The organism is Pseudomonas sp. R5(2019) (assembly GCF_009905435.1).
In the GTDB taxonomy this organism is placed as follows: Bacteria; Pseudomonadota; Gammaproteobacteria; order Pseudomonadales; family Pseudomonadaceae; genus Aquipseudomonas.
In genome coordinates, this window is record NZ_JAAAMT010000020.1 from 15,415 (window position 1) to 39,047 (window position 23,633).

Sequence of the window (23,633 nt, forward strand, 5' to 3'; positions counted from 1 at the left end):
GTTCACTCCTTGATGCGCAATTGGGCGCTGACGCCGTCGGGCTGGCGGACGGTGCCTTCGGCCTGGACGTTCAAGCCACGGGCGGCCAGGCCCGCTCGAAGGCGTTCGATGTCGGCGAAAGTGGGGGCGCTGACTGCCAGCGTCCAGCCTTCGGTGGCGTGATAATCGAGATGACGAATAATGGCCAGCGCTCCGCCGCTGAGGCTCCAGTGCTCGGCCAACTGTTCCAGGCGGCGGGCGAGGTTGTGAGCAGGGGCATGGGTTTGCCGCATACGGGTCTGCAACTGTCGACGCAGGTCGACGATGCGGGTTTCATCCGGGAAGCGCTGGATGAAGGCCCTCTGGTTTTCACTTGCAAGCCGTACGCTGTGATGTTCGATCAGCCAGCGCTGGCCGACGGTGTGCAGCAGTAACGCAATCATTGCCAGGGCCGCGAGGGCACCCAAGCCCCGCCATGGCGGGCGAACCGGTGCACGCAGGCTGAAGTCGCCCTGGCGCAGGTCGATGGCGTGTTCGGCACCCTCGCTCAAGCGCTGCCAGGGCTGCTCATCGCGGTCGTGCCAGTGCAGGTCGGCGGGCAGCGCCGCGTGCAGCTGGTCCGCGTCCTGTGGCGCCAGTGCCAGGCGCAGGTGATCCGCGCCACTGATCAACCATCGCCCGGCGCACAGGAGGGCGGCAGGTTTCTCCTTGCCAAGGCAATCGCTGTCGACGTGAATTCGTACAGGTGTCAGTCCATGCTCGGCCAACTGCGCCAGGCACTGTTTCAACCACTCGCCAGGCAGTGCAAAGAGCCTGCAGCGCCGCCGGGCTTGCCACGGCCCGAAGGCCAGATGGAGTGTTTGCGGGTCTTCGAGTAGCGACTCTTCCAGCGTCGAGTACACCGCTTGCAGGCGCCAGCGGCCGCTGCGTACCGGCACTTCGACCTGATGATGGCTGCAGATTTCGGTCGGCAGCAGCAATACCACGGGATGGTCCTTCAGGTGCGTCGCGGCTTCAGCCAGGGCGCCATGCGATGCGGCGCAATCAGCCGTCCACCAGGTGCAAGCCAGGGGTTGGCCAGTATTGATGGGGAAATGCAGGTAAAGCCAGGCAGTCACGGTGACTCCAGATGCGCGAGGTGAGAGGGAGGCGCGGGGGCAAAACGTCGGCGCAGCGTGTCGAGGCGGCCATCGGCGTGGACCTGAAAGTCAGTGACCAGTCGCAGGGATTGGTCGCCGGCACGCACCTCGACAGTGGCCCGCAGGCGTGAACTGCTGACGCCCAACCCACGCTGATTGACCTCACGTCCTTCAAGTGCCGGGCTTTGCATAAAGTCCTGGACACTGTCGTAGCCGGAAGCCGGGCGCTCGTCGATCACCGCCTGGGCGCTGACCATGTCCAGCCCTTCGAGACTCGCCAGCACGCGTTGGCTGGCGGTGTTGATGTTCAGCAGCTGATTGCCATTGGTGGCGATCCAGGGCTGCAGGCGATCAAGGCTCAGCCCGTCCAGCACACTCAGACGCCGCAGTTCGGTGGTGTCGCCCAGGGTCGGGGTCGGGCGCCGCGCGGTCTGGAACAGAGAGAGCGGGTCATGGGCAGGCACCCCCAATGAAAGCAGCAGCCGCTGATAACGCGCGCGGGTGATGGCGTCGGTGGCGTGGCGCAGCGTGTCGATGTTGAAGCGGCCACCCAAGTCTTCCAGCCGGATATGAATGCGCGCCCCTTCGATGTCGAATGCGGGCGAGGGTTGGGCCCAGCGCTGGCCCAGGTGAACGCGCCGCATGCCGTCCTCGCTGCGCAGGTCACTGAACAATTGCTGGCGAGCCCAGGCCTCGCCGCTCAAGGCCAGCTGCCACAGCTGGGTGTGCTGGATGTGGTGGCTGCTGATGTGCAGGCTCAGGCGCTGGCGTGACAACAGGGTGCTGACGATCAAGGTGGCGAGCGCGGTGATCAGCAGCACGCTGATCAGTGCCACGCCGCGTTGGCGCAGGCGATCAGTCATCACCAGTACCCCCGCGCGGGTCGCTGCCGGGCAGCAGGATGACTCTGCGAATGGCAGGAAAACCTGGAGCGTCCAGCTCAAGCTCGATGGCCTGCGGCAAGCTCAGTGGCGTTGCCCCGATCGGCCAGGCCGGATGGCGTTGCCCGCGTTGATCGATGTACTGCAAGCGTTTCAGGGTAATGCCCTCCAGCAGGTGCTGCTCAAGGGCTGGCTGGTCAGGTTTGGCGGGGTTGTAATACGTGCGTAGCCAGAGCCCGCTGCTCCACTGATGGCTGACTTGCAGCCGGTCGCCCCGGGGCTGATCCAGCGGGTTGTTCCAGCCGCCGCGCATCAGGCGCAGGCGGGTGGGCTGGCCGATCAGCGCCTGTCGGCCGCTGGGCTCGTCAATCAGCGCGTGCGGCAGGGCGTGCAGCAGGTCGCGTTCGAACAGGCTCAAGGCGCGTTGCAGCTGGCGCAGGTGTTGTTCTTGCCGGGTGATGTGCTGTTCCAGGCCCATGGTTCGCTCAAGCAGGTGATACCCGGCAAGGCCGAGCAGGCTGAACAGGGCCATGGCGATAAGCAGTTCGAGCAAGGTAAAGCCGCGCTGGTTCATCGCTCGGCCTCGATAAACCCACTCAGGCTGGCGCGCAGGTGCGGCGGGTTGTCGGTATAAACCTTCAATTCAACCCGCAACAGGCGTGGGTCAGGTGCGCGCTGGATGTTGACCGCAAGCTGCCAGCGACGGTCGGCAAAACTCAAGGCTTCGCTGCGCTGCCCCAGCTGGCCGTCGCGAATGCCGGCGCGCAGTTCGGTCAGGTGGTTGTCGGCGATCCACAGGGCCAGCTGGCGCTCGGTCATGGCACTGGCGGTGCCGACGAGGTGGCCGCTGGCGCCATAAATGGCAACGGCCAGCGTGGCAAACAGGCTCAGGGCGACCATCACCTCCAGCAAGGTGAAGCCGCGCTCACTGCGCGTAGTCAAGGCGAGCCTCTTGAACGCCGTCGCTGTGCAGCGACACCACCGTGTTGAGCTGGTGTTCGACAAACAGGTGAAACGGCGAGACTTCGTCACTGGACAGCACCAACAGCTGAGGCAGCGCCGGGTTGCCTGACTGGCCGGGCAGTGCCAGTTCATCGCTGACCTGCAAGCGCAGGCGCAGGGCCTGCGGCAGTCGCTGTTCAGCGTATCGGGTCGCCGGTTGCCAACCGTTGCGGCGATCGTACTGCAGCACCCGATAGCCCCAGGGCTCGATGCGCAGGCCAAAATCCAGCTGTTCATACACCGCCTGCTCGCGCAGCAATTGCAAGAGGCTGCGCAAGCGCTCCGCTTCCCGGCGTGCCTGTTGATGGCCGGAATCGAACTGCATCACCCCCAGTGCCGTCGCCAACAGGGCGATCAGCACGAGTACCACCAGCACTTCGATCAAGGTAAACCCCGCGGCCAGCTTTCGGGTCATTTCAGTGGGACCCGTTGCCGATGTCTGCATTGAGCAGCTCGCCGCCGGGGCGACCGTCGGCACCAAACGAAAACAGGTCGTAGGCCCGCCCGTCCTGCCCGGGCACCAGGTAGTGGTAAGGGTTGCCCCACGGGTCCAGCGGCAGGCGCTTGAGGTAACCGTCCGGGTTCCAGTTGCGCGCTTCGGGGCTGCCGGAAGGCTTGCTGACCAGGGCTTCCAGGCCTTGCTGGGTGCCGGGGTAGGTGAAGTTGTCGAGTTTGTAGATGTCCAGCGCAGTGGCAATGGCCTTGATGTCGCTTTGCGCGACGGTGACCTTGGCCTGGTCGGGGCGGCTCATGATCTGCGGCACGACCAATGCGGCCAGCACGCCGAGGATGACCACGACGACCATGATTTCGATCAGGGTAAAGCCCTGTTGCCGGTGTTTGTATGGCATAGCAGTGTCCGCCTGGATTCAGTGGATGAGTTGGTTGAGGTTGAGGATCGGCATCAGGATCGCCAGCACGATCAGCAGCACCGCCGCGCCCATGAACACCAGGGTCGCCGGCTCGAACAGCCCGACCAGCAGGGCAATCCGGTTGGCCAGCTGTTGTTCCTGATGGCGGGCAGCCCGTTCGAGCATGCTGTGCAGCTCCCCGGAGCGTTCGCCGCTGGCGATCATGTACAGCATCATCGGTGGGAAGCCGCCGCTGTTTTCCAGGGCCCGGGTCAGGCTGTTGCCTTCCTGCACGCTGCGAGCGACGCCTTGCATGGCGTGGCGGATCGGTTGGTTGCTGACCACTTCGGCGGCGATCTTCAGCGCGTCGACCAAGGGCACGCCGCTGCTGCAGAGGATGCCGAGGGTGCTGGCAAAGCGGGTGCAGTTGCTGGCACGAATGACATTGCCCACCATGGGAATATGCAGTTGCAGGCGGTGCCAGCGCTGGCGCCATCGAGGGCTGCGCAGCAGCGCCAGGGCCGCGGTGCCAGACAGGCCGAGCACCAGCAGGCCCGCCACGCCGTAATCACGAACCGCCGCACTGCAGGCGATCAGCGCTCGGGTCAGCCAGGGCAGTTGCTGGCCACTGTCGGCAAATACCTGGACCACGTCCGGCACCACGAAGCCCAGCAGAAAGGCGACGATGGCCAGACTCGCCAGCAACAGGATGCAGGGGTACAGCAATGCCAGCTGAACCTGTTGGCGCGCGGCCTGGCGGGCCTCGGTATGGCTGGCCAGTTGCAGCAATACTTTATCCAGATGCCCCGAGCGTTCGCCGGCTGCCACCGTGGCCCGGTACAAGGCTGGGAAGGCTGCCGGGAAATCCGCCATGGCCTGGGCCAGGCCGTGACCTTCGAGCACCCTGGCGCGGATCGCCAGCAACATGCTGGTGAGCCGACGTTTGCCGGCTTGCGCGGCGCAGGCTGCCAGCACTTCATCCAGCGGCAAGGCAGCCTGTACCAGCGTCGCCAGCTGCCGGGTGAGCAATGCCAGTTCGGCGCTGCCAAGGCCACCCTTGTGCTTGACACTGCCGGCCTGGCGTCTGGCGCGGGCCGGTTTGACCGTCAGCGGAATAAGCTGCCGCTCGCGCAGGCGCTGGCGCACCTGGCGTGGACTGTCGGCTTCTTCTACGCCACGCTGCTTGTGCCCGGACTCGGTCATCGCCAGATATTCGAAGGCGGCCATGTCAGTCTTCCTGGGTGACGCGTAGCAGTTCTTCCAGGCTGGTCAGGCCCAGCAAGACCTTTTCCCGACCATCGGCAAACAGGCTGCTTGCCTGCAGGCGAGCCTGCTGCACCAGCTCGGCTTCGGCCGCGCCGCGATGGATCAGTTGGCGCAGCGCCGCGTCGAACATCACCAGCTCGTAAATGCCCTGCCTGCCGCTGTAACCGGTGTGCTGGCAGGCCGGGCAGCCCTGGGCTTGAAACAGGGTGGGTGTCGGGTTGTCGCAACTGCCGAGCAGCTCAAGGGTTTCACGATCAACCGGGCGGGGCACCTTGCAGGCGGTACACAACACGCGAACCAGCCGTTGGGCCAGCACGCCGAGGACCGAGGTGCTGAGCAGAAAAGGTTCGACGCCCATATCGACCAGCCGCGTGATCGCGCCGACCGCACTGTTGGTGTGCAGGGTCGAGAGCACCAGGTGGCCAGTGAGTGAGGCCTGCACGGCGATTTCGGCGGTTTCCCGGTCACGTATCTCGCCCACCATCACCACATCCGGGTCCTGGCGCAGGATCGCCCGCAGACCGCGGGCGAACGTCATGTCGACCTTGCTGTTGACTTGGGTCTGGCCAATGCCCGGCAGGTGGTATTCGATGGGGTCTTCGATGGTAAGGATATTGCGTTGCTGGCTGTTGAGGCTGGCCAGGCCTGCGTACAGCGTGGTGGTCTTGCCGGAGCCGGTGGGCCCGGTGACCAGCAGGATGCCGTGGGGACGATGCAGGGCCTGATGCAACCGGGTGCGGGTGGCATCGCTCATGCCCAGGCGGCTCAGGTCCAGGTGCCCGGCCTGTTTGTCCAGCAAGCGCATGACGATGCGCTCGCCGTGGGCCGAGGGAAGGCTGGAGACCCGCACATCCACCTCATGGCCGGCGATGCGCAAGGCAATTCGGCCATCCTGGGGGATGCGTTTTTCGGCGATATCGAGCCTGGCCATGACCTTGATGCGCGACACCAGCAGCGGGGCGATCTCCCGCAGCGGGCGCAGGATCTCACGCAGCAGGCCGTCCACGCGGATGCGCACCGACAGGTGCTTTTCGAAGGTTTCCAGGTGAATGTCCGAGGCCTTGGCCTTGATCGCTTCGGCCAGGATCGCGTTGATCAAGCGAATGACCGGGGCATCGGCCTGCTCGTCCAGCAAGTCGGCGGTCTGCGGCATCTGCTCGGCCAGGCTGGCCAGGTCCAGGTCTTCAGCGAACTGTTCGCCAAGGCCTTCGGCGACTTGTCTGGCATTGTCCTGGCCATCTCGGTAATGCTCCGCCAGGCGTTGGTCGAAATGCCCCGGTTCAAGCACCTGCAACGGGATGTGCGCTTGTTGATGGCGTCGCACTTCGGCCAGGATCGGCAGCGGCGTCGTGGCCCGGCAATAGAGCGTGACCCCTTCGGGGCCGGCATCGAGCAATACGCCGTGGCGGCGGGCATAACTGTACGGCAGCGAGGCGCTCATGGTGCGTTGTTGGCCGAGTCGAACAGCCCGTGGGGGCTGGCGGGCAACGGCCGGCCCTGGGGCTGCTGCAATTGGCGAAGGTCGTTGAAGCGACGGTTGCTGACCGCGTCGCTGCTGTCGCTGCCGCGCAGCAGGGTGGGGCGCAGGAACACCATCAGGTTGGTTTTCTCGGTCACCTCACGGCTGCTGCGGAACAGCCGGCCCAGCACCGGAATATCGCCCAGCAACGGCACCTTGCTGACCTGGACCTTGACGTTGTCCTTGATCAGGCCGCCGAGCACAATGATTTGCCCGTTGTCGGCCAGAATGGTGCTTTTGACCGAGCGCTTGTTGGTGATCACATCGCTGGTGCTGATGCCGGCCGGGGCGGCGGCCAGTTCCGAGCTTTCCTGCTCGACCTGCAGGCGCAGGCTGTTGCCGTCGTTGATGTGCGGGGTGACCTTGAGGGTGACACCGATGTCCTTGCGTTCGACGGTGGTAAACGGGTTGCTCGAACCATTGGCGTCGGTGGTATAGGAGCCGGTCTGGAAGGGGACGTTCTGGCCCACCAGAATCTCGGCCGGCTCGTTGTCCAGCGTCAACAGGCTGGGGGTGGACAACAGGTTGTTGTTCGAGTCGCTCGAGAGAGCGGTGATCAGGGCGCCGAAATCACGGCTGCCCAAGCCGATAACCGCGCCGTCCGGCAGGTTGGGCAGGCCGTCCTGGCTGCCGATCAGGCTGCCAATGGTCAAGTCACCGAGCCCGGAGCTGATGGCACCGGCCAGGTTGCCGGAGCGACCGGCCCACTGCACGCCAAGGGCTTCCTTGATATCGCCGCTGACTTCCACAATGGCCGCTTCCACCAGCACCTGGGCACGCGGTTGATCGAGCTGGGCAATGATGTTGTCGAGCATGGCCAATTGTGCCGGGTCCGCCATCAACACCAGCGCGTTCTGGCGCTCGTCGGCGCTGACCAGCAAGGTGCTTTCCTGGCTGTTTTCAGTGCCGCGCTTGCCCGTCTCAAGGCGCTGACCGATACCGTTGAGCAACTCCTCCAGCTGCTTGGCGTTGCTGTGGTGCAGGCGCACCACGCGGGTACGCTCACTGGCGTTGGTGGGTACGTCCAGGCTGCGGGCCAGGCGCTGCATCTGCTCGCGCGCAGGGGCTGGCCCGGACAGGATCAGGCGGTTGCTGCGGGCATCGCCGACGGCCTTGGCGCTGTGGCTGTTGGCGCCGCTGCGGGCCAGGCTGTCGTTGAGGGTCTTGGCCACCTCGACAGCCCAGGCGTGCTCCAGCGCCACGGTGCTGAAGGCCTGGTGACCGGCAACGTCGAGCGCCTGGATCAAGTGGCGGATGCGCGCCACATTGCTGGCGCTGTCGGACACCACCAGCGCATTGGCGCTGGCCGACGGCGCTATATAGGCGTCCGCTGCCACCAGTGGGCGCAGTACGGTGGCGATTTCGGCGGCCGTGGTGTTGTGCAACGCCAGCACCTGGGTCAAAAACTGCTCCCCGCCATCGACGGAATGCTGGTTGGCGCGAGTCTTGGCTTCGGCCACCGGGAGGATGAGAATCCGGTCGCCCTGGTCCAGGGCGGCAAAGCCGTGGCTGCGCAACACGCTCAGGAACAATGAATAGATCCCGTCTTTGTCCATCGCCACGGTCGACTGCACGTTGACCTTGCCGTTCAGGCGCGGGTCGAGCAGCATCGTCTTGCCGGTGATCAGCCCGACTTCGCTGACCAGGTCCCTTAGCTCGGCGTCCTGCATGTTGAGGGTCCACTGCCGTGGCGATTCGGTCGCGACGGCGAAGGGCGGTGCCAGCAGGACGCTGGCGAGCAGCAGCGCGGTGGTAAGTCTTGATCGGTTCATGGCGAGGTTCTTGAAGTGGGCGATACGGCGGCCGGGGTTGGGTTGCCAGAGGGGACGGGGTTCAGCAGGCCGGTGCGTGCAGGCTTGAGATTCAAGGCCTGTTCGCGTCCGTTACGCAGGATGACCACATGGGAACTGGCGATGTGTTTGAGCAATGCGCCACCGGGCAGGGACTCACCGGGGCGGTAGAAACGCGTGGTCGCTGGCGCCTGTATCAACGCGCGAGAATGCTCCAGGCGGGTTTCCACAAGGCTCGCGAGCAAGGTGAGCGGTACCGCTTGACGGTCCTGGCTCTGGCCCGGCACCTGCGCCCCGAACAAGGCGGCAATCGGGCCGGCCTCCAGCGCGGCCGCCGGTGGGAGGGGCGCGACAGCCTGCGGGGCAATCAGCGCTGGGGTGCGCAACGTCCGGTTCAGCTGCCACAGATCAATGCTCAACCAGACGACCCCGAAGCCAAGCAGCACCAGGACGGCCGCCATGCCCCAGCGTGGCGACGACAGGCGCCAGAGCCAGACGGGCAGGGACATGGAACGGACGTTTATCATAGGGTCAGATCGACATGCGCTTGAGCACGCTATGACCGCGAAGCGAGTGGCTCAGGACCGCTGCAATGTGACCGGCCACCAGCAGCGCCAACAGTAGGCAACTGTCACTGTGCACCGCATTGAAAAAGGCCGTGACGGCGGGCTGCTGGATCGGCTGTGGAATCAGCAGCAGGCCAAAGATATCGATCGGTCGGTCCATCATCAGTACGCCCGTGATCAGCACCAGCGCCGTGCAGGCATAGAGGGAAAAATGCCCGGCGGTGATGAGCATATGGTTCAGGCGGCCAACGTGTCCGGGCGTGGCAGGCGCGGGATGAATCAGCAGGTACAGCAAGCGGACCACGAACAGCGGAACGGCCACGGCCGTGATCGACACGTTGAAGAAATGGATGGCATTGACCGCCGCTTCAGGCAGTTGTACCAGCGACAGGCCAAAACCGCTGATGGTCGTCCAAAGGATGATGCCGGCAAAACACCAGTGCAGCAGCACTCGTGGCCGGGAGTATTTGAAGGTTTGCATTGATGCTCTCGGAATGAACGCGGATGCGCGGCACCGGAGTGCCACGCATGGGTTCGCGGTTACCTGTTACTTGCGGGTCCAGGCCATTTCCCAGTGCGAACCGGTGCCCGGCTCGAATTGGGTGGCCGACTGGCTCCACTGAATGCAGTAGCCGCTGTTAGGGAAGGGTTTGCACTCATAGATGTTGCCGTCTTTTGGCTGCAGCACGGTAGTACCTGCACGGTAGCTACTCAGCGACTCAGGGAAGACGTGATCGTGGTCACCGCCCACGGTCGCTTCGGTAAACGTCAGAGAGCGGGTTTGCTGGATCAATGAGCCTTTGGCCGGTTGAGCGACAACGACCAGATCGTATTTGCCGGCGCTGGCGTCTTTGACGGCCAGACTGAAATGCGGGGCGTTGTCGCTGGTGGCGCCTTGCTTGAAGGCTACTGATTCGCCCTTGCTGTTGAACAGGGTGGCGTTGAGGGTGTAGACACCGCCCGAGGCCATGGCGCCGAAATGCAGATCGACAGCGCCTTGCTCCAGTGCATAACTGTCTTTGAGGCCGGTCAGCTTCAATTCACCTGGAACACCGACGACTTCTTTCAGGATCTCTACCCGGGTCACATCACTGTCGGCTTTGGTATAGACGCTGTTGCGACCGTGAACCGGTACCACTTCATCCTCGCTATTGAGTTCGCCAATCTTGTAGCCGTGGTTGGCGCGGTTGACCTTTTCGGCCAACTCGAACGGCCACTGGCTGGCATGCCCCTGTTCGGTCGAAGAGATGGTCAGTTGAGTCTGGCGATCATGCTGTTCACCAATACCGCTGAATACACGGGTACTGACCTTGTCGCCAATTTTCAACGTTTCAGGAACGACGGCACCGATATCACTCCATTCGGAAGGAGGAACGTCACCATTTTCAATGTTGACATCGACCACTTGGTAGAACGTCGCTTTTGTGTCGTTGATTTCCCAGGTGCCGAGAACGATGTGATAGCCACTGCGGTCGGCCGGGATATTCACTTTATGGGTGGTGCTTGACCCGGCCGGGTTGCCATTCCCTTGTTCTGTCAGCAACGGAGTCAACTCGAAGGAGTCGCGGGTCAGCGGCTGGTTCGGGTTCCAGTCTTTTTTGGTGATGAAAAATTGCCAGTTAGTGGTCTTGTGGCCGATCGTGTACTTCCACTTGAAGTCATTCAAACCAGGTTGAACAGTGGTCTTGTTCCAACGAGTTGCGGTTTGTTCGTTGATTTTGGAAAAACCGTTCATACCGCCAGCAGCGATATGGCCGTTGGCTGGGCCACAGTCTGTGAAGGAACCTTGGCAGGACTGGGCCTTGCTTGGGTAGTGCTCTATGCCGTCGCGACCATCGCCTTGGTATTCGACGCTTTGGTAGTCATACGTCACAGGGCCACAGTCGGTGTTCAGAGAGCCACCCGTTGAGTGGCAGGAAAAGCTGCGAGATTTTGGCGATTCGATATAGCCATGCGCGCTCGCTTGCTGGGCGGACAGCCCGGCAGCGATTGCCGCAGTCAGTGCAAGCGGTGCGCAAAGCAGCGCCCGCGTATTGTTTTTAGGTGTCATAAGGTAATCCTTTGGCCGGCTGATTAGGCCACGGCGTGCTTGCCGTGGTCGTTCCCCATCAAGGGAACTGGGCGGCCGCTAGGATCACGATTATTTGAGGCGGTGTAGATCGGGTGATTTCCCAGAAGATGTAGGAAAAATCCATATGTGAGTGGTATAAGTCCGATCATTAACAAAATGGCATATTAACTGGCATTTTCAGCACTTGCGCGTAAGTTGTTTCGTGATTGATTCAACTTACGCGCCATCGTCATACACGTTTAAGCGGCAATCATTTGCCGCAGTACGTAGTGCAAAATCCCCCCCGCCTTGAAGTACTCCACTTCATTGAGCGTGTCGATCCGGCACAGCAGCGTCACCTTTTCCTGCATGCCATTGGCCCGGGTGATTTGCAGGGTCAGGTTCATGTGCGGCTGCAGGCTGGCCGGGTCAAGCCCGAGGATGCTGAAGGTCTCATGGCCGGTGATGTGCAAGGTCTTGCGGGTTTCACCTGGCTGGAACTGCAAGGGCAGCACGCCCATCCCGACCAGATTGGAGCGGTGGATGCGTTCGAAGCTTTCGGCGATCACCGCTTTGACCCCCAGCAGGTTGGTGCCCTTGGCGGCCCAGTCACGGCTGGAACCGGTGCCGTATTCCTGGCCGGCGATAACAACCAGCGGCGTGGCTTCAGCCTGGTAGCGCATGGCGGCGTCATAGATCGAGAGTTTTTCGCCGCTGGGGATGTGCAGGGTCGTGCCGCCTTCCTCGCCGCCGAGCATTTCGTTGCGAATACGGATATTGGCAAAGGTGCCGCGCATCATCACTTGGTGGTTGCCACGTCGAGAGCCATAGGAGTTGAAATCCCTTGGCTCCACACCTTTGTCGCGCAGGTAACGGCCGGCCGGGCTGTCGACCTTGATATTGCCGGCGGGGGAGATGTGGTCGGTGGTCACCGAATCGCCCAGTACTGCCAGGGCGCGTGCCTTGTGGATGTCGCCGATGGCCGGTGGCGGGCCGCTGATGTCGTCGAAGAACGGCGGGTGCTGGATATAGGTCGAGTCCGCCTGCCAGACATAGGTCGCCGCCTTGGGCACTTCGATGGCCTGCCATTGGGCATCGCCCTGGAACACTTCGGCATACTCCTTGTGAAACATGGTGGTATCGACCTGTGCCACGGCGTCGGCGATTTCCTTCTCGCTGGGCCAGATATCGCGAAGGAACACCGCCATCCCATCCTTGCCGGTACCCAAGGGCTCGGCGCTCAAGTCGATCCGCACGCTGCCGGCCAGCGCATAGGCCACCACCAGTGGCGGCGACGCCAGCCAATTGGTCTTGACCAGCGGGTGAACGCGGCCCTCGAAATTGCGGTTGCCCGACAGCACCGACGCCACCGTCAAGTCAGCCTGGGTGATGGCCTTTTCGATAGGCTCGGCCAGCGGCCCCGAGTTGCCGATGCAGGTGGTACAACCATAACCCACCAGATCAAAGCCCAGGGCGTCCAGGTATTGGTTCAGCCCGGCGGCTTTATAGTAGTCAGTGACCACTTTGGAGCCGGGCGCCAGCGAGCTCTTGACCCAGGGCTTGCGCTGCAGGCCTTTTTCCACGGCTTTTTTCGCCACCAGTCCGGCGGCCATCATCACGCTGGGGTTGGAGGTGTTGGTGCAGGAGGTGATGGCGGCGATCACCACGGCGCCGTCCTTGAGGCTGTACTGGGTGCCTTCGAGATCGAAACTGGCCTCGCCGGCCTGGTCGGCATTGCCGACGGCCACGCCGCCTCCGCCTTCGCTTTCCAGCCGGCCTTCATCCTTGCTGGAAGGCTTGAGTTGCAAGCCGATGAAGTCGTTGAAAGCCTGGCTGACCTTCGACAGGGCGACCCGGTCCTGCGGACGCTTTGGCCCGGCGAGGCTGGCCTCGACCTCGCCCAGGTCCAATTCCAGACTGTCGGTGAACAGCGGCTCCTGGCCGGGCTCGCGCCACAGCCCCTGAGCCTTGCAATAGGCTTCGACCAGCTTCACTGTCTGAGCCGGGCGACCGGTCAGGCGCAGGTAGTCGAGAGTGACCTCGTCCACCGGGAAAAACCCGCAGGTGGCACCGTACTCCGGTGCCATGTTCGCCAGGGTAGCGCGGTCGGCCAAGGGCAAGTCAGCCAGGCCATCGCCGTAGAACTCGACGAATTTACCGACCACGCCTTTCTTGCGCAGCATTTGCGTCACGGTCAGCACCAGGTCGGTGGCGGTGATGCCTTCGTGGAGCTTGCCGATCAATTTGAAGCCGACCACTTCAGGGATCAGCATCGACACCGGCTGGCCCAGCATCGCCGCTTCCGCCTCGATCCCGCCCACGCCCCAGCCGAGCACGCCCAGGCCATTGATCATGGTGGTGTGCGAATCGGTGCCGACCAGAGTGTCCGGGAAGGCATAGGTGCGCCCGTCCGCTTCAGCGGTCCAGACCGTGCGGCCCAGGTATTCGAGATTGACCTGATGACAGATGCCGGTGCCCGGCGGCACCACGCTGAAGTTGTTGAATGCGCTCTGGCCCCAGCGCAAAAAGGCATAGCGCTCGCCATTACGCTGCATTTCGATATCGACGTTTTCACTGAAGGCCTGGGTGGTTGCGTAACGGTCCACCATCACCGAGTGGTCGATCACCAGGTCCACCGGCGACAGCGGGTTGATGCGCTGCGGGTCGCCACCGGCCCTGGCCATGGCCGCGCGCATGGCGGCCAGGTCGACCACGGCGGGAACACCGGTGAAATCCTGCATCAGGACCCGTGCCGGGCGGTATTGGATTTCCCGCTCTGAGCGGCGGTTTTGCAGCCAGTCGGCGAGGGCGCTCAGGTCGGTGCGGGTCACGGTTTTGCCATCTTCCCAGCGCAGCAGGTTTTCCAGCAGCACTTTCAGGGACTTGGGCAGGCGCGCCAGGTCGCCAAGGCTCCGGGCAGCCTCGGCCAGGCTGAAATAGTGGTAAAGCGTGGCATCGACTTGCAGGGTCTTGAGGGTTTTCAGGCTATCGAGCGAGGGCATGGACAAACTCCTTCCGCATCGGTGAATCACCCTCTTCGGGGCCGTTGCTTCACCGCCTCAGTGACGGTCCGCTCGGTACGGACCTTGTGCATTTAACAGTTCTACGCTAGCCCTAATTGCCGGAACCGAATATTTACTGGACCAGCGGGGCATGTCGCAGGTTCCGATCTTGCTTTATCATTCGCCGATTTGCGGCCGGTGCGCTTGCGCTCGGTCAAGGTCGCACAGGTTTTGCCGGCGACCGTCCTGGAGTGGTGAATGAATACCCTGTTTATGCATTGCCGGCCGGGCTTCGAAGGAGAAGTCTGCTCGGAAATCTCGGACCACGCGGCGCGACTGAACGTCGCCGGCTACGCCAAGGCCAAGCCCCAGAGCGCCTGCGCCGAATTTATCTGCCATGAGCCTGAGGGCCCGCAGCGGCTGATGCGCGAATTGCGCTTTGCCGAGCTGATTTTTCCTCGCCAGTGGGCGCGCGGTGAGTTTGTCCCGTTGCCCGAAAGCGACCGTATCGGCGTGCTGCTCGAGCACCTGAGCAACCTGCCGACCTGCTCCAGCGTCTGGCTCGAAGTGCTCGACACTAACGACGGCAAAGAACTGTCCACCTTTTGCCGCAAGTTCGAAGTGCCGCTGCGCAAGGCGCTGATCAAGGCTGGCAAATTGCAGGAAGACGGTAACGGGCCGCGCCTGCTGCTGACCTTCAAAAGCGGCCGGGAAGTGTTTGTCGGCCTGGCCGATGCGGACAACTCGGCGATGTGGCCGATGGGTATCCCGCGCCTGAAGTTCCCGCGTGAGGCGCCCAGCCGCTCGACCTTGAAGCTGGAAGAAGCCTGGCACCACTTCATTCCTCGGGATCAGTGGGACGCGCGCCTGAATGGCGACATGACCGGCGTCGACCTGGGTGCGGCGCCTGGCGGCTGGACCTACCAACTGGTCCGCCGCGGCATGCTGGTGACGGCCATCGACAACGGCCCCATGGCCGAAAGCCTGATGGACACCGGCCTGGTCCAGCACTTGATGGCGGACGGCTTTACCTTCAAGCCCAAGCAGACCGTGGACTGGATGGTCTGCGATATCGTCGAGAAGCCGGCCCGCAATGCCGCGCTGCTGGAAACCTGGCTGGGCGAGGGGCTGTGCCGCGAAGCGGTGGTCAACCTGAAGTTGCCGATGAAGCAGCGCTATGCCGAAGTACGGCGCCTGCTCGACCGTATTGCCGACGGCTTCAAGGCCCGCGGCGTCAAGGTCTCGATTGGCTGCAAGCAGCTGTACCACGACCGTGAAGAGGTGACCTGTCACCTGCGTCGGCTGGACATGAAGCCGCGCCCAAGCCATTGATGAGCATTTCCTGAACCGGAGTTGTTATGCCTGACACCCTCAAAGAGGACGCTTTACTCGACGCCACCGGCCTCAACTGCCCGGAGCCGGTGATGATGCTGCACCAGAAAGTGCGGGATCTGGCGGCCGGCGGCCTGCTCAAGGTGATCGCCACGGACCCGTCGACCCGTCGCGACATCCCCAAGTTTTGCGTGTTCCTCGGCCATGAGCTGGTCGAGCAACAGGAACAGGCCGGCATCTATCTGTACTGGATCCGCAAAAAGCTCGATTAAGCCTGGCGGATCCGCCGGCGCGCACTGCGGGCCAGGCGGACCGACAGCATCAGCGCCGCGCAGGTCAGGCCGACGATCAACCCTTGCCACAGCCCGCTCGGGCCGCTGGCGCTGGCAAACCAGTCGGTCAGGCCCAGCAGGTAACCCACCGGCAAGCCAATGCCCCAATACGCGAACAGGGTCAGGATCATGGTCACCCGTGTGTCCTGATAGCCCCGCAACGCGCCCGCCGCCGTCACCTGGATCGCATCGGAAAACTGAAACAGCGCCGAATACACGATCAGCATGGCCGCGATGCGGATCACCTCGGTGTCGGCGGTGTAGACGGTAGCGATATGTTCGCGGGTCAGCAGCATGAAGCTGGCCGACAGGCACGCATAGCCCAGCGCCGCGGCCATGCCGACCCCGGCGGCGAAGCGCGCCTCGCGCGGCTGGTTGCGACCGATCGCCTGGCCGACCCGAACGGTCACCGCCATGCCCAGTGAGTACGGGATCATGAACACCAGCGAACTGACGTTCAAAGCGATCTGGTGGCCGGCGACCACGGTTGAACCCAGGCTGCCGATCAACAGGGCGATCACGGCAAAAATGCTCGACTCTGCAAACACCGCGATGCCAATCGGCAAGCCAATGCTCAGCAGACGCTTGATCACCGCCCATTGCGGCCAGTCGAAACGGCTGAACACCTGGCTGGCCCGATAGGCCGGCGCCCATTTGACCCAACCGGCCATCCCCAGGCACATCACCCACATCACGATCGCTGTCGCCCAGCCACAGCCGACTCCACCCATGGCCGGGACACCAAAGTGGCCGTAAATGAACACGTAGTTCAACGGGATATTCAACATCAGCCCGCAGATACCCAGCACCATGCTTGGGCGGGTGCGGCCCTGGCCGTCGCTGCAGCAGCGCAGCACGTGGTACAGCGCCACCGACGGCAAGCCGCTGGCGATGCCATTCAGATATTGCATGCACGGGCCGATCAGTTCCGGGTCGACCTTCATCAGGTGCAGGATCGGTTCGGCATTGACCAGCATCAGCGTCGCGCCAATCCCGACCGCTGCCGCCAGCCACAAGGCCTGACGCACAAGCGGGCCGATCTCGGCATGCTGGCCGGCGCCGAAGCGTTGCGCGACTTTGGGCGTGGTTGCCAGCAGAATGCCGGTCATCAGCAGAAACACCGGTACCCAGATCGAGTTGCCGAGGGCCACGGCGGCCAAGTCGCGCGGGCCAACCCGGCCGGCCATGACGGCATCGACAAAACCCATGGCCGTGGTTGCCAGCTGGGCGATGATAATCGGCGTGGCCAGGGTCAGCAGCGCGCGCACTTCGGTGCGCACCCGGGCAGTGCGGGAGAGGGGGGTGGAGGTGTCGGCGGTCATCAGTGTCACAAGGCAGGTGTCCACATTAAAGGTGCGGAAAACCGCCTAGTCTACGCCTTGACACATGAGTCAGGAAACGCTTCCTGCCGAGGCTGGATTGCACGGGGCATTAACGCCTACACTGCTGGCCTTCAAAGGAGCCCGCCATGCTGATCGTTGCCGACGAAAACATTCCCCTGATCGACGCCTTTTTTGCCGGTGTCGGTGAAGTTCGCCGCTATTCCGGGCGCGCCATTGACCGTGCCGCCGTACAGGATGCCGACCTGTTGCTGGTGCGTTCGGTGACCCAGGTCGACCGGGCCTTGCTCGAAGGCAGCCGGGTCAAGTTTGTCGGCACCTGCACCATCGGCACCGACCACCTGGACCTCGATTACTTCGAAGAAGCCGGCATTCGCTGGTCCAACGCGCCGGGTTGCAATGCCCGTGGTGTGGTGGATTACGTGCTCGGCAGTCTGCTGACGCTTGCCGAGCTCGAAGGCGTCGAGCTGGCTCAGCGCACTTACGGCGTGGTGGGGGCCGGGGAGGTCGGTGGGCGCTTGATTACCGTGTTGCGGGCCCTGGGCTGGCGCGTATTGGTCTGTGACCCGCCTCGGGCGGAACGAGAGGGCGGGGACTACGTCAGCCTGCAACAGATCATCGAGCAGTGCGATGTGATCAGCCTGCACACCCCGCTGCACAGCGGCGGCGATGCGCCGACCTGGCACCTGCTCAATGCCGGCAACCTGGCAAAACTCAAGCCCAACAGCTGGCTGATCAACGCCAGCCGTGGTCCGGTCGTGGACAACGCCGCCCTGCGCGAACTGCTGCTCGACCGCGTCGATGTGCAGGCGGTGCTGGATGTCTGGGAGGAAGAGCCGCTGGTGGACCTGGCCCTGGCCGAGCTCTGCGTGCTGGCCACCCCGCACATTGCCGGATACAGCCTGGAAGGCAAGCAACGCGGTACCGCGCAGATCTACGCGGCCTGGTGCGCCTGGCGCGGCGAGCAGCCTGCGCTGCAATTGGCCGATGTACTGCCACGGCCGTGGTTGTCGCAGATGACGCTGAGCGCCGACTGTGACCCGGCCTGGGCCCTGGCGATGCTCTGCCGCAGCGTGTACGACCCGCGCCGCGACGACGCCGATTTCCGCCGCAGCCTGAGTGAAGACCCGGCCTTGCAGAAGGCTGACTTCGATGCGTTGCGCAAGCACTATCCGATCCGTCGCGAGATCGATGGGTTGCAGGTGCGAATCGAAGGGGAGGCGCCGCAGTTGGCCAAGCTGGTGAAGGCGTTGGGGTGCTCAATCATTCAGTAAAACCGCGGCGTCCTTATCGCGGCGGTGCGGCGATAAGGACAAGCCCCAATGCCGGTCAGTTAAGGGATGAATCGCCGAAATCCGTGTAGGAGCGGACCTGGCCGCGATGGGCTGCGAAGCGGCCCCGGCGATTCTGAAATCACCTGCACTCGCTGGCTCAATCACAGATGCCAATGGCCTCTGGGGCCGCTGCGCGGCCCATCGCGGCCAGGTCCGCTCCTACATGGACGTCTGTGCTCCGGTCCTTAACTGACTGGCATTGCGACAAGCCCTGCTCCTACATCTGGATCAAAAGCACCTCGCGCAATTTCGGCAGGACTGGAGAGGGGTGTGGGAGCAGAGCTTGCTAGCGATGAGGCCAGCACAAGCGACAAAAACCTTTCGGCATTGGGCCTGCTGCGCAGGCCCTCGCGGCTGAAACCGCTCTAACGAGAGGCGCCAAGTCAGAAAAATTCGTTGTCGCTTATTTCTTGTCAGCCGGCTTGACCACCTGTTTTTCCAGGTCCTCGCAGGCTTTGCGAATCATCTCAGGGGTGATGTCCACCTCGCGCCCTTGCGCGTCAATGATAGAGCCGCATGGCTTTTGCGGCTGTTGTGGCACGGTTTTGCTTTTTTCAGCGCTGTTTTGCAAGCCCATGGCCTGTCTCCTCATCAGGTAATAAGCTCAGACTAGAGCCGCAAGATGAATTCGGTGTGACACTCCGTCACGGAACATCGCGGCCACTTCAGTCCAACAGAATCCCACTCTGACTGCCAGTCCAATATTAGACCTAAACGGTCCAGGCACCATCAGTCGGTTCATACAGGCGGATGGACTCGGCACCCAAGAGTTCCTCGCGCCACACCGCTCGTCGGGTGTAGGCTGGCTGTCACACTCCGGATGCGGTCGCTTCGATGATGGTCAATCTGCTGTCTTCCCGCCAGCGCCAGGCATTGCGCTTGAGCTGGCGCTTTATTCGCCCCTATCGAGTGCAGGCAGCCTGTGCCCTATTGGCGCTGGTGCTGACCGCGGGCGTTACCCTGTCGATGGGGCAGGGCATCAAGCTGGTGGTCGACGAGGGGTTCATGACCCAGTCGCCGGAGTTGCTCAACCGTTCGATCCTGATCTTCCTGCTGCTGGTGCTGGCACTGGCAGTCGGCACCTTTACCCGCTTCTACCTGGTGTCGTGGATCGGCGAACGCTGCGTGGCGGATATTCGCCGTCAGGTCTTCGAACACCTGATCGAGTTGCACCCGGGCTTCTACGAAAATAACCGCGCCTCGGAGATCCAGTCGCGACTGACGGCCGATACCACATTGCTGCAATCGGTGATCGGCTCGTCGCTGTCGCTGTTTCTGCGTAACAGCCTGATGGTCATTGGCGGCATCGTCCTGCTGTTCGTGACCAACCCCAAGCTCACCAGCATTGTGGCGGTGGCGCTGCCGCTGGTGCTGGTGCCGATCCTGGTGTTCGGGCGGCGGGTGCGCAGCCTCTCCAGGCAAAGCCAGGACCGCATCGCCGATGTCGGCAGCTATGTGGCCGAGACGCTGGGCCAGATCAAGACGGTGCAGGCCTACAACCACCAGCGCACTGACCGTGTACGTTTCGCCGACACGGTCGAGGCGGCGTTCAGCACGGCTCGCCAGCGTATTGTCCAGCGCGCGTGGCTGGTGACCCTGGTGATCTTGCTGGTGCTCGGCGCGGTTGGGGTGATGCTCTGGGTCGGTGGCATGGACGTGATCGCCGGGCGCATTTCCGCCGGTGAACTGGCCGCCTTTGTGTTCTACAGCCTGATCGTCGGCAGCGCCTTCGGCACCCTCAGTGAGGTGATCGGTGAACTGCAGCGTGCAGCGGGTGCGGCCCAGCGCATCGGTGAACTGCTGCAGGCCCGCAGCGACATCCTGCCGCCGGAGTACGGGCTGCGCACGTTGCCAGCCCGGGTCAGCGGTGCGATGGCCTTTGAGGCGGTAAGCTTTGCCTACCCCTCACGCCCGGACCAATGGGCCATCGAAGGGTTGAGCCTGACGGTGGAACCGGGCGAAACCCTGGCGCTGGTCGGCCCCTCGGGGGCGGGCAAGTCGACCTTGTTTGACTTGCTGCTGCGCTTCTACGACCCGCAACAGGGCCGAATCCTGATCGACGGCCAGCCGCTGACGGTGCTTGACCCCCATGACCTGCGTCGGCATTTCGCGCTGGTGGCACAAACCCCGGCGCTGTTTTATGGCACCGTGCAAGAGAACATCCGCTATGGCCGCGACGACGTCAGTCGTGGGCAGGTCGAGGCGGCGGCGCGCATTGCCCATGCCCATGACTTTATCGTGCAGTTACCCCAGGGCTACGACACGCCACTGGGTGAGGCGGGCCTGGGCTTGTCGGGCGGTCAGCGTCAGCGCCTGGCGATTGCCCGGGCGTTGTTGGTGGACGCACCCATCCTGTTGCTGGACGAGGCCACCAGCGCGCTGGATGCGCAAAGCGAACACTTGATTCAACAAGCCTTGCCGACACTGATGGCCGGGCGGACCACCCTGGTCATCGCCCACCGCCTGGCGACGGTACAGAATGCTGACCGTATTGCGGTGATCGAGGCAGGAAAGCTGGTAGCGGTGGGCACCCATCAGCAATTGCTGGCGCAGAGTCCCTTGTATGCGCGGTTGGCGGCGTTGCAGTTCAATGCGCCGGCAACGCTGGCCCGGTCGGGCTGAGCCCTCTTGCCGGGAGCAAGAGGGCTGGCAGCATCAGCCGCGGTATTCGCACAGGTAGGCAGTGTCGACAGCGACCTTGAGCTGGAACTTGGAATCGGCAGGCACGTTGAAGCGGGTGCCGGCTTCGAAGGTTTCCCAATTGTCGCTGTCTGGCAGCTTGACGGTCAGGGCGCCGGAGACCACGTGCATGATTTCGCGCTGGGCGGTGCCGAACTCGTATTCGCCCGGGGCCATGACGCCGATGGTGGCCGGACCTTGCGCGGTGCCGAATGCGATCGACTTGACGGTGCCGTCGAAGTACTCGTTGACTTTGAACATGGGCGATTCCTCGAGAAAAAGGGGCAAAAAAGGCTGGCCAGTATGCCCAAGCCCTACCCCCTCGTCACTTGCTTTCGAAGTCTCTAGACCGGCAATGACAGCGGTAACAGACGTGCGGTATTGCGCGCATCCTCCAGGGCCCGATGCTGCTGCCCGACAAATTGCAGCCCGGCCAGCTGCAGGGCACCGTTCAACCCGGTCGGGCGGTCGAGTTTGCGGGCCTTGGCGAAGCGCTGCTTGAGGTTGATGTGCGGGGTGTCGGCCAGCAGGCTGGGCAACTGATGGCGCTGCCATTCCAGCAGCAGTTGCTTGCGGTCGTAATCCCCCCAGCTGACCCAACCGGCCAACTTGTGGCAATGATGCCCCAGCCAGCGCTCGAACTGAGGCCAGACCTCCGTAATCGGCGCGGCCGAATCGATATGGCCTTGGGTGATATGCGTCAGCTCTCGGCAAAAGGGTGTCAGGCACGGACGCCGCAGCGGCCGTACGAAGCGCTGGAAATGGTCCAGCTCACGCCCTTCGCGATTGACCAGGGAGGCGCCGATTTCAATGATTTCCATATCTTCGACCGGCCAGCCACCTTCATCGGTGGTGGCTTCCAGATCGATGACCAGCCAGTGCGTCATAGCGGGTTCCTCTTCATGGCCCTGATGCCAGGTGCTTGCCTGGCCATCGCAACGCGCATTACATTGCGCGCCCGACGTCCATACTTATAGCGTGCGAGCGCACGCAAGGCACGTTTGAAGGAGATCGATGTGGACGAACAGCGAGCCTTGCAGGTGCTGCAAGAACTGATTGAGCAAGGCCGCGTGGCCGATCCCCAGAGTGCCCGTGGCAAGCTGTTGCACGCCGCCACCCACCTGTTTCGCAGCCACGGTTTCGAGCGCACCACGGTCCGTGAGCTGGCCAGCACCATGGGCATTCAGTCCGGCAGCCTGTTTCATCATTACAAGAGCAAGGATGAGATCCTGCGGGCGGTGATGGAGCAGGCGCTGATTTATCACCTGGCATTGATGCAGGCCTCGCTTGAGGGTATTGACGATGTGCGCCAGCGCGTACTGGCGCTGATTCGCTGCGAACTGCACTCGATCCTTGGCAACAGCGGCGAAGCCATGGCCGTGCTGGTGTATGAGTGGCGCTCGCTGTCCGAGGAAGGACGGGTGCAAGTGCTGGCCCTGCGAGACCAGTATGAACAGCAGTGGCTCGCGGTGCTGGCCCAGGCCCAGGCGGCGGGATTGCTCAAGGGCGACCTGTTCATCGCCCGGCGCTTTCTGACCGGGGCCTTGTCCTGGACTTCCACCTGGTTTCATCCCCACGGCAGCCTCAGCCTCGATCAATTGGCCGAGGAAGCGCTCAAGCTGGTGCTCAAGGATGGCTGAAACAGGCGTGCGACGGAGTTGTCTATCGCCGCGAAAACGCCTAGCTTAGGTGGATCCAACAGTTCACCGGGGTGTTGCGTCGTGAGTGTCGAAGCAAGCCAGAGGATGTTGCGCACCTTGCTGTTGTGCGTGGCCGTGGTGCTGGCCCGTCCGGCGGTGGCAGCGGTCGAAGTCAAGGTTGGGGCTGCCCATTTCCCCCCTTACACCGTGCGTCCCGAACAGGGCGCTGGCACCGGGTTGCTGCCACGTCTGGTGGAGGCGTTGAACGAGGTCCAGAGCAGCTACCGCTTCGTGTTGGTCCCTACTTCGATCCCACGACGCTTTCGCGACTTCCAGCAAGGCCGCGTCGATATCGCTGTGTTCGAGAACCCCGACTGGGGCTGGCAGGAGATCCCCCATGTGACGGTCGACATGGGCCTTGAAGACGCCGAGATTTTTGTCGCCCGCCGTCATGACGCCGGCAACCAACAATACTTCAACGAGCTGCAGGGCAAGCGTCTGGCGCTGTTCAGTGGCTATCACTACGCGTTCGCCAACTTCAACGCCGATCCGGCCTGGCTCGCCAGCCGGTTCAATGCCACGCTGACCTATTCCCATGACAGCAATCTGGCGATGGTTGAGCGCAAGCGCGCCGATATTGCCCTGGTGACCCGTTCCTACTTCAGCGATTTTCTGGCGCGAAACCCCGAAAGTGCCAACAACCTGACGGCCTCCGAGCGCATCGATCAGGTCTATCACCATTACGCCTTGCTGCGCCCTGGTGCGCCGATCAGCGGTGAAGAGTTCAACGAGCTGATGGAGCGCCTGCGCGCCAATGGGGATCTGGTCAGCATCTTCACGCCGTATCGGATCAAGGTCACGGGCATACCCGGCCTGTAGGAGCTGAGCTTGCTCGCGATAGCGGTGTAGCAGATACACCGCTATCGCGAGC

At 63.1% G+C, this 23,633-nt stretch carries 23 protein-coding genes; 6 read left to right on the forward strand and 17 right to left on the reverse strand.

Going from position 1 to position 23,633, the window contains the following annotated elements:
• Nucleotides 1–2: 2 nt before the first annotated feature.
• The 13 genes from gspL to acnA form a co-directional block, all read right to left on the reverse strand.
• Nucleotides 3–1,097: a type II secretion system protein GspL gene (gspL, locus tag GUY40_RS14820; protein ID WP_166569667.1), complete on the reverse strand. Its 1,095-nt coding sequence runs from the start codon at nucleotides 1,095–1,097 to the stop codon at nucleotides 3–5.
• On the reverse strand, nucleotides 1,094–1,981 hold the full coding sequence (gene gspK, locus GUY40_RS14825; RefSeq protein WP_166569668.1) for a type II secretion system minor pseudopilin GspK: 888 nt from the start codon (nucleotides 1,979–1,981) through the stop codon (nucleotides 1,094–1,096). The genes gspL and gspK overlap by 4 nt, the downstream gene beginning before the upstream one ends.
• Nucleotides 1,974–2,573 carry a type II secretion system minor pseudopilin GspJ gene (gspJ, locus tag GUY40_RS14830; protein ID WP_166569669.1) on the reverse strand — a complete coding sequence of 200 codons (600 nt, stop codon included), beginning with the start codon at nucleotides 2,571–2,573 and terminating at the stop codon, nucleotides 1,974–1,976. The genes gspK and gspJ overlap by 8 nt, the downstream gene beginning before the upstream one ends.
• Entirely contained in the window at nucleotides 2,570–2,941 is a 372-nt protein-coding gene (gspI, locus tag GUY40_RS14835) for a type II secretion system minor pseudopilin GspI (RefSeq protein ID WP_256675758.1), read from the reverse strand. The genes gspJ and gspI overlap by 4 nt, the downstream gene beginning before the upstream one ends.
• Nucleotides 2,925–3,416 carry a type II secretion system minor pseudopilin GspH gene (gspH, locus tag GUY40_RS28335; RefSeq protein WP_256675759.1) on the reverse strand — a complete coding sequence of 164 codons (492 nt, stop codon included), beginning with the start codon at nucleotides 3,414–3,416 and terminating at the stop codon, nucleotides 2,925–2,927. Before gspH ends, gspI begins: the two co-directional genes overlap by 17 nt.
• 1 nt (nucleotide 3,417) lies before the next feature.
• Nucleotides 3,418–3,852: a type II secretion system major pseudopilin GspG gene (gene gspG, locus GUY40_RS14840; RefSeq protein ID WP_166569671.1), complete on the reverse strand. Its 435-nt coding sequence runs from the start codon at nucleotides 3,850–3,852 to the stop codon at nucleotides 3,418–3,420.
• 18 nt (nucleotides 3,853–3,870) lie between these two features.
• Nucleotides 3,871–5,079 carry a type II secretion system inner membrane protein GspF gene (gene gspF, locus GUY40_RS14845; RefSeq protein ID WP_166569672.1) on the reverse strand — a complete coding sequence of 403 codons (1,209 nt, stop codon included), beginning with the start codon at nucleotides 5,077–5,079 and terminating at the stop codon, nucleotides 3,871–3,873.
• Nucleotide 5,080: 1 nt separating this feature from the next.
• Nucleotides 5,081–6,559: a type II secretion system ATPase GspE gene (gene gspE, locus GUY40_RS14850; protein WP_166569673.1), complete on the reverse strand. Its 1,479-nt coding sequence runs from the start codon at nucleotides 6,557–6,559 to the stop codon at nucleotides 5,081–5,083.
• Entirely contained in the window at nucleotides 6,556–8,409 is a 1,854-nt protein-coding gene (gene gspD / locus GUY40_RS14855; RefSeq protein WP_166569674.1) for a type II secretion system secretin GspD, read from the reverse strand. The genes gspE and gspD overlap by 4 nt, the downstream gene beginning before the upstream one ends.
• Complete coding sequence (locus tag GUY40_RS14860; RefSeq protein ID WP_166569675.1) at nucleotides 8,406–8,936, reverse strand: type II secretion system protein N; 531 nt, start codon at nucleotides 8,934–8,936, stop codon at nucleotides 8,406–8,408. The genes gspD and GUY40_RS14860 overlap by 4 nt, the downstream gene beginning before the upstream one ends.
• Nucleotides 8,937–8,958: 22 nt before the next feature.
• Complete coding sequence (locus GUY40_RS14865) at nucleotides 8,959–9,474, reverse strand: cytochrome b/b6 domain-containing protein (RefSeq protein ID WP_166569676.1); 516 nt, start codon at nucleotides 9,472–9,474, stop codon at nucleotides 8,959–8,961.
• 66 nt (nucleotides 9,475–9,540) lie between these two features.
• Nucleotides 9,541–11,043, reverse strand: coding sequence for an N-acetylglucosamine-binding protein GbpA (gbpA, locus tag GUY40_RS14870; protein WP_166569677.1), 1,503 nt, complete (start codon nucleotides 11,041–11,043; stop codon nucleotides 9,541–9,543).
• Nucleotides 11,044–11,303: 260 nt separating this feature from the next.
• Entirely contained in the window at nucleotides 11,304–14,045 is a 2,742-nt protein-coding gene (gene acnA / locus GUY40_RS14875; RefSeq protein WP_166569678.1) for an aconitate hydratase AcnA, read from the reverse strand.
• A 258-nt stretch (nucleotides 14,046–14,303) separates the two neighbouring features.
• Between acnA and rlmM the strand changes: the two genes are divergently transcribed.
• Entirely contained in the window at nucleotides 14,304–15,377 is a 1,074-nt protein-coding gene (gene rlmM, locus GUY40_RS14880; RefSeq protein WP_166569679.1) for a 23S rRNA (cytidine(2498)-2'-O)-methyltransferase RlmM, read from the forward strand.
• A gap of 26 nt (nucleotides 15,378–15,403) precedes the next feature.
• On the forward strand, nucleotides 15,404–15,649 hold the full coding sequence (gene tusA, locus GUY40_RS14885) for a sulfurtransferase TusA (protein WP_166569680.1): 246 nt from the start codon (nucleotides 15,404–15,406) through the stop codon (nucleotides 15,647–15,649).
• On the opposite strand, the gene GUY40_RS14890 is transcribed toward tusA, so the two are convergent.
• Nucleotides 15,646–17,031 (reverse strand): MATE family efflux transporter, encoded by a 1,386-nt coding sequence (locus GUY40_RS14890; RefSeq protein ID WP_166569724.1) that lies wholly within the window; start codon nucleotides 17,029–17,031, stop codon nucleotides 15,646–15,648. The two genes, tusA and GUY40_RS14890, sit on opposite strands and share 4 nt — an antisense overlap.
• A 146-nt stretch (nucleotides 17,032–17,177) precedes the next feature.
• Here GUY40_RS14890 and pdxB point away from each other — a divergent pair, with 146 nt between their 5' ends.
• Nucleotides 17,178–18,323, forward strand: coding sequence for a 4-phosphoerythronate dehydrogenase PdxB (pdxB, locus tag GUY40_RS14895; protein ID WP_166569681.1), 1,146 nt, complete (start codon nucleotides 17,178–17,180; stop codon nucleotides 18,321–18,323).
• Between the two features lie 463 nt (nucleotides 18,324–18,786).
• Here pdxB and GUY40_RS14900 read toward each other — a convergent pair whose 3' ends face one another.
• Nucleotides 18,787–18,960, reverse strand: a complete 174-nt coding sequence (locus tag GUY40_RS14900) for a PA1571 family protein (protein WP_166569682.1) — start codon at nucleotides 18,958–18,960, stop codon at nucleotides 18,787–18,789.
• A gap of 260 nt (nucleotides 18,961–19,220) precedes the next feature.
• On the opposite strand from GUY40_RS14900, the gene GUY40_RS14905 reads away from it, so the two are divergent.
• Nucleotides 19,221–21,005, forward strand: coding sequence for an ABC transporter transmembrane domain-containing protein (locus tag GUY40_RS14905; protein ID WP_166569725.1), 1,785 nt, complete (start codon nucleotides 19,221–19,223; stop codon nucleotides 21,003–21,005).
• Nucleotides 21,006–21,038: 33 nt separating this feature from the next.
• Here GUY40_RS14905 and GUY40_RS14910 read toward each other — a convergent pair whose 3' ends face one another.
• Both GUY40_RS14910 and GUY40_RS14915 read right to left on the reverse strand, forming a co-directional pair.
• Entirely contained in the window at nucleotides 21,039–21,323 is a 285-nt protein-coding gene (locus tag GUY40_RS14910; protein WP_166569683.1) for a pyrimidine/purine nucleoside phosphorylase, read from the reverse strand.
• Between the two features lie 83 nt (nucleotides 21,324–21,406).
• The gene (locus tag GUY40_RS14915) at nucleotides 21,407–21,949 is read right to left on the reverse strand and encodes an exonuclease domain-containing protein (RefSeq protein WP_166569684.1); all 543 of its coding nucleotides are present in this window, start codon (nucleotides 21,947–21,949) and stop codon (nucleotides 21,407–21,409) included.
• Nucleotides 21,950–22,078: 129 nt separating this feature from the next.
• On the opposite strand from GUY40_RS14915, the gene GUY40_RS14920 reads away from it, so the two are divergent.
• Both GUY40_RS14920 and GUY40_RS14925 read left to right on the forward strand, forming a co-directional pair.
• Nucleotides 22,079–22,702, forward strand: coding sequence for a TetR/AcrR family transcriptional regulator (locus tag GUY40_RS14920; RefSeq protein WP_166569685.1), 624 nt, complete (start codon nucleotides 22,079–22,081; stop codon nucleotides 22,700–22,702).
• A gap of 105 nt (nucleotides 22,703–22,807) precedes the next feature.
• On the forward strand, nucleotides 22,808–23,581 hold the full coding sequence (locus GUY40_RS14925) for an ABC transporter substrate-binding protein (protein ID WP_166569726.1): 774 nt from the start codon (nucleotides 22,808–22,810) through the stop codon (nucleotides 23,579–23,581).
• The last annotated feature ends 52 nt before the right edge of the window (nucleotides 23,582–23,633 follow it).

Bases quoted from the DNA above. Each gene is read 5' to 3' on its own strand.
- tusA (WP_166569680.1), top strand. From the start codon at position 15,404: ATGCCTGACACCCTCAAAGAGGACGCTTTACTCGACGCCACCGGCCTC.
- gspJ (WP_166569669.1), bottom strand. From the start codon at position 2,573: ATGAACCAGCGCGGCTTTACCTTGCTCGAACTGCTTATCGCCATGGCC.
- GUY40_RS14865 (WP_166569676.1), bottom strand. From the start codon at position 9,474: ATGCAAACCTTCAAATACTCCCGGCCACGAGTGCTGCTGCACTGGTGT.
- gspK (WP_166569668.1), bottom strand. From the start codon at position 1,981: ATGACTGATCGCCTGCGCCAACGCGGCGTGGCACTGATCAGCGTGCTG.
- GUY40_RS14915 (WP_166569684.1), bottom strand. From the start codon at position 21,949: ATGACGCACTGGCTGGTCATCGATCTGGAAGCCACCACCGATGAAGGT.
- gspD (WP_166569674.1), bottom strand. From the start codon at position 8,409: ATGAACCGATCAAGACTTACCACCGCGCTGCTGCTCGCCAGCGTCCTG.
- GUY40_RS14860 (WP_166569675.1), bottom strand. From the start codon at position 8,936: ATGTCCCTGCCCGTCTGGCTCTGGCGCCTGTCGTCGCCACGCTGGGGC.
- GUY40_RS14900 (WP_166569682.1), bottom strand. From the start codon at position 18,960: ATGGGCTTGCAAAACAGCGCTGAAAAAAGCAAAACCGTGCCACAACAG.
- gspH (WP_256675759.1), bottom strand. From the start codon at position 3,416: ATGACCCGAAAGCTGGCCGCGGGGTTTACCTTGATCGAAGTGCTGGTG.
- acnA (WP_166569678.1), bottom strand. From the start codon at position 14,045: ATGCCCTCGCTCGATAGCCTGAAAACCCTCAAGACCCTGCAAGTCGAT.
- pdxB (WP_166569681.1), top strand. From the start codon at position 17,178: ATGCTGATCGTTGCCGACGAAAACATTCCCCTGATCGACGCCTTTTTT.
- gspG (WP_166569671.1), bottom strand. From the start codon at position 3,852: ATGCCATACAAACACCGGCAACAGGGCTTTACCCTGATCGAAATCATG.
- gspE (WP_166569673.1), bottom strand. From the start codon at position 6,559: ATGAGCGCCTCGCTGCCGTACAGTTATGCCCGCCGCCACGGCGTATTG.
- gbpA (WP_166569677.1), bottom strand. From the start codon at position 11,043: ATGACACCTAAAAACAATACGCGGGCGCTGCTTTGCGCACCGCTTGCA.
- GUY40_RS14910 (WP_166569683.1), bottom strand. From the start codon at position 21,323: ATGTTCAAAGTCAACGAGTACTTCGACGGCACCGTCAAGTCGATCGCA.
- rlmM (WP_166569679.1), top strand. From the start codon at position 14,304: ATGAATACCCTGTTTATGCATTGCCGGCCGGGCTTCGAAGGAGAAGTC.
- GUY40_RS14925 (WP_166569726.1), top strand. From the start codon at position 22,808: ATGTTGCGCACCTTGCTGTTGTGCGTGGCCGTGGTGCTGGCCCGTCCG.
- gspF (WP_166569672.1), bottom strand. From the start codon at position 5,079: ATGGCCGCCTTCGAATATCTGGCGATGACCGAGTCCGGGCACAAGCAG.
- GUY40_RS14905 (WP_166569725.1), top strand. From the start codon at position 19,221: ATGGTCAATCTGCTGTCTTCCCGCCAGCGCCAGGCATTGCGCTTGAGC.
- GUY40_RS14890 (WP_166569724.1), bottom strand. From the start codon at position 17,031: ATGACCGCCGACACCTCCACCCCCCTCTCCCGCACTGCCCGGGTGCGC.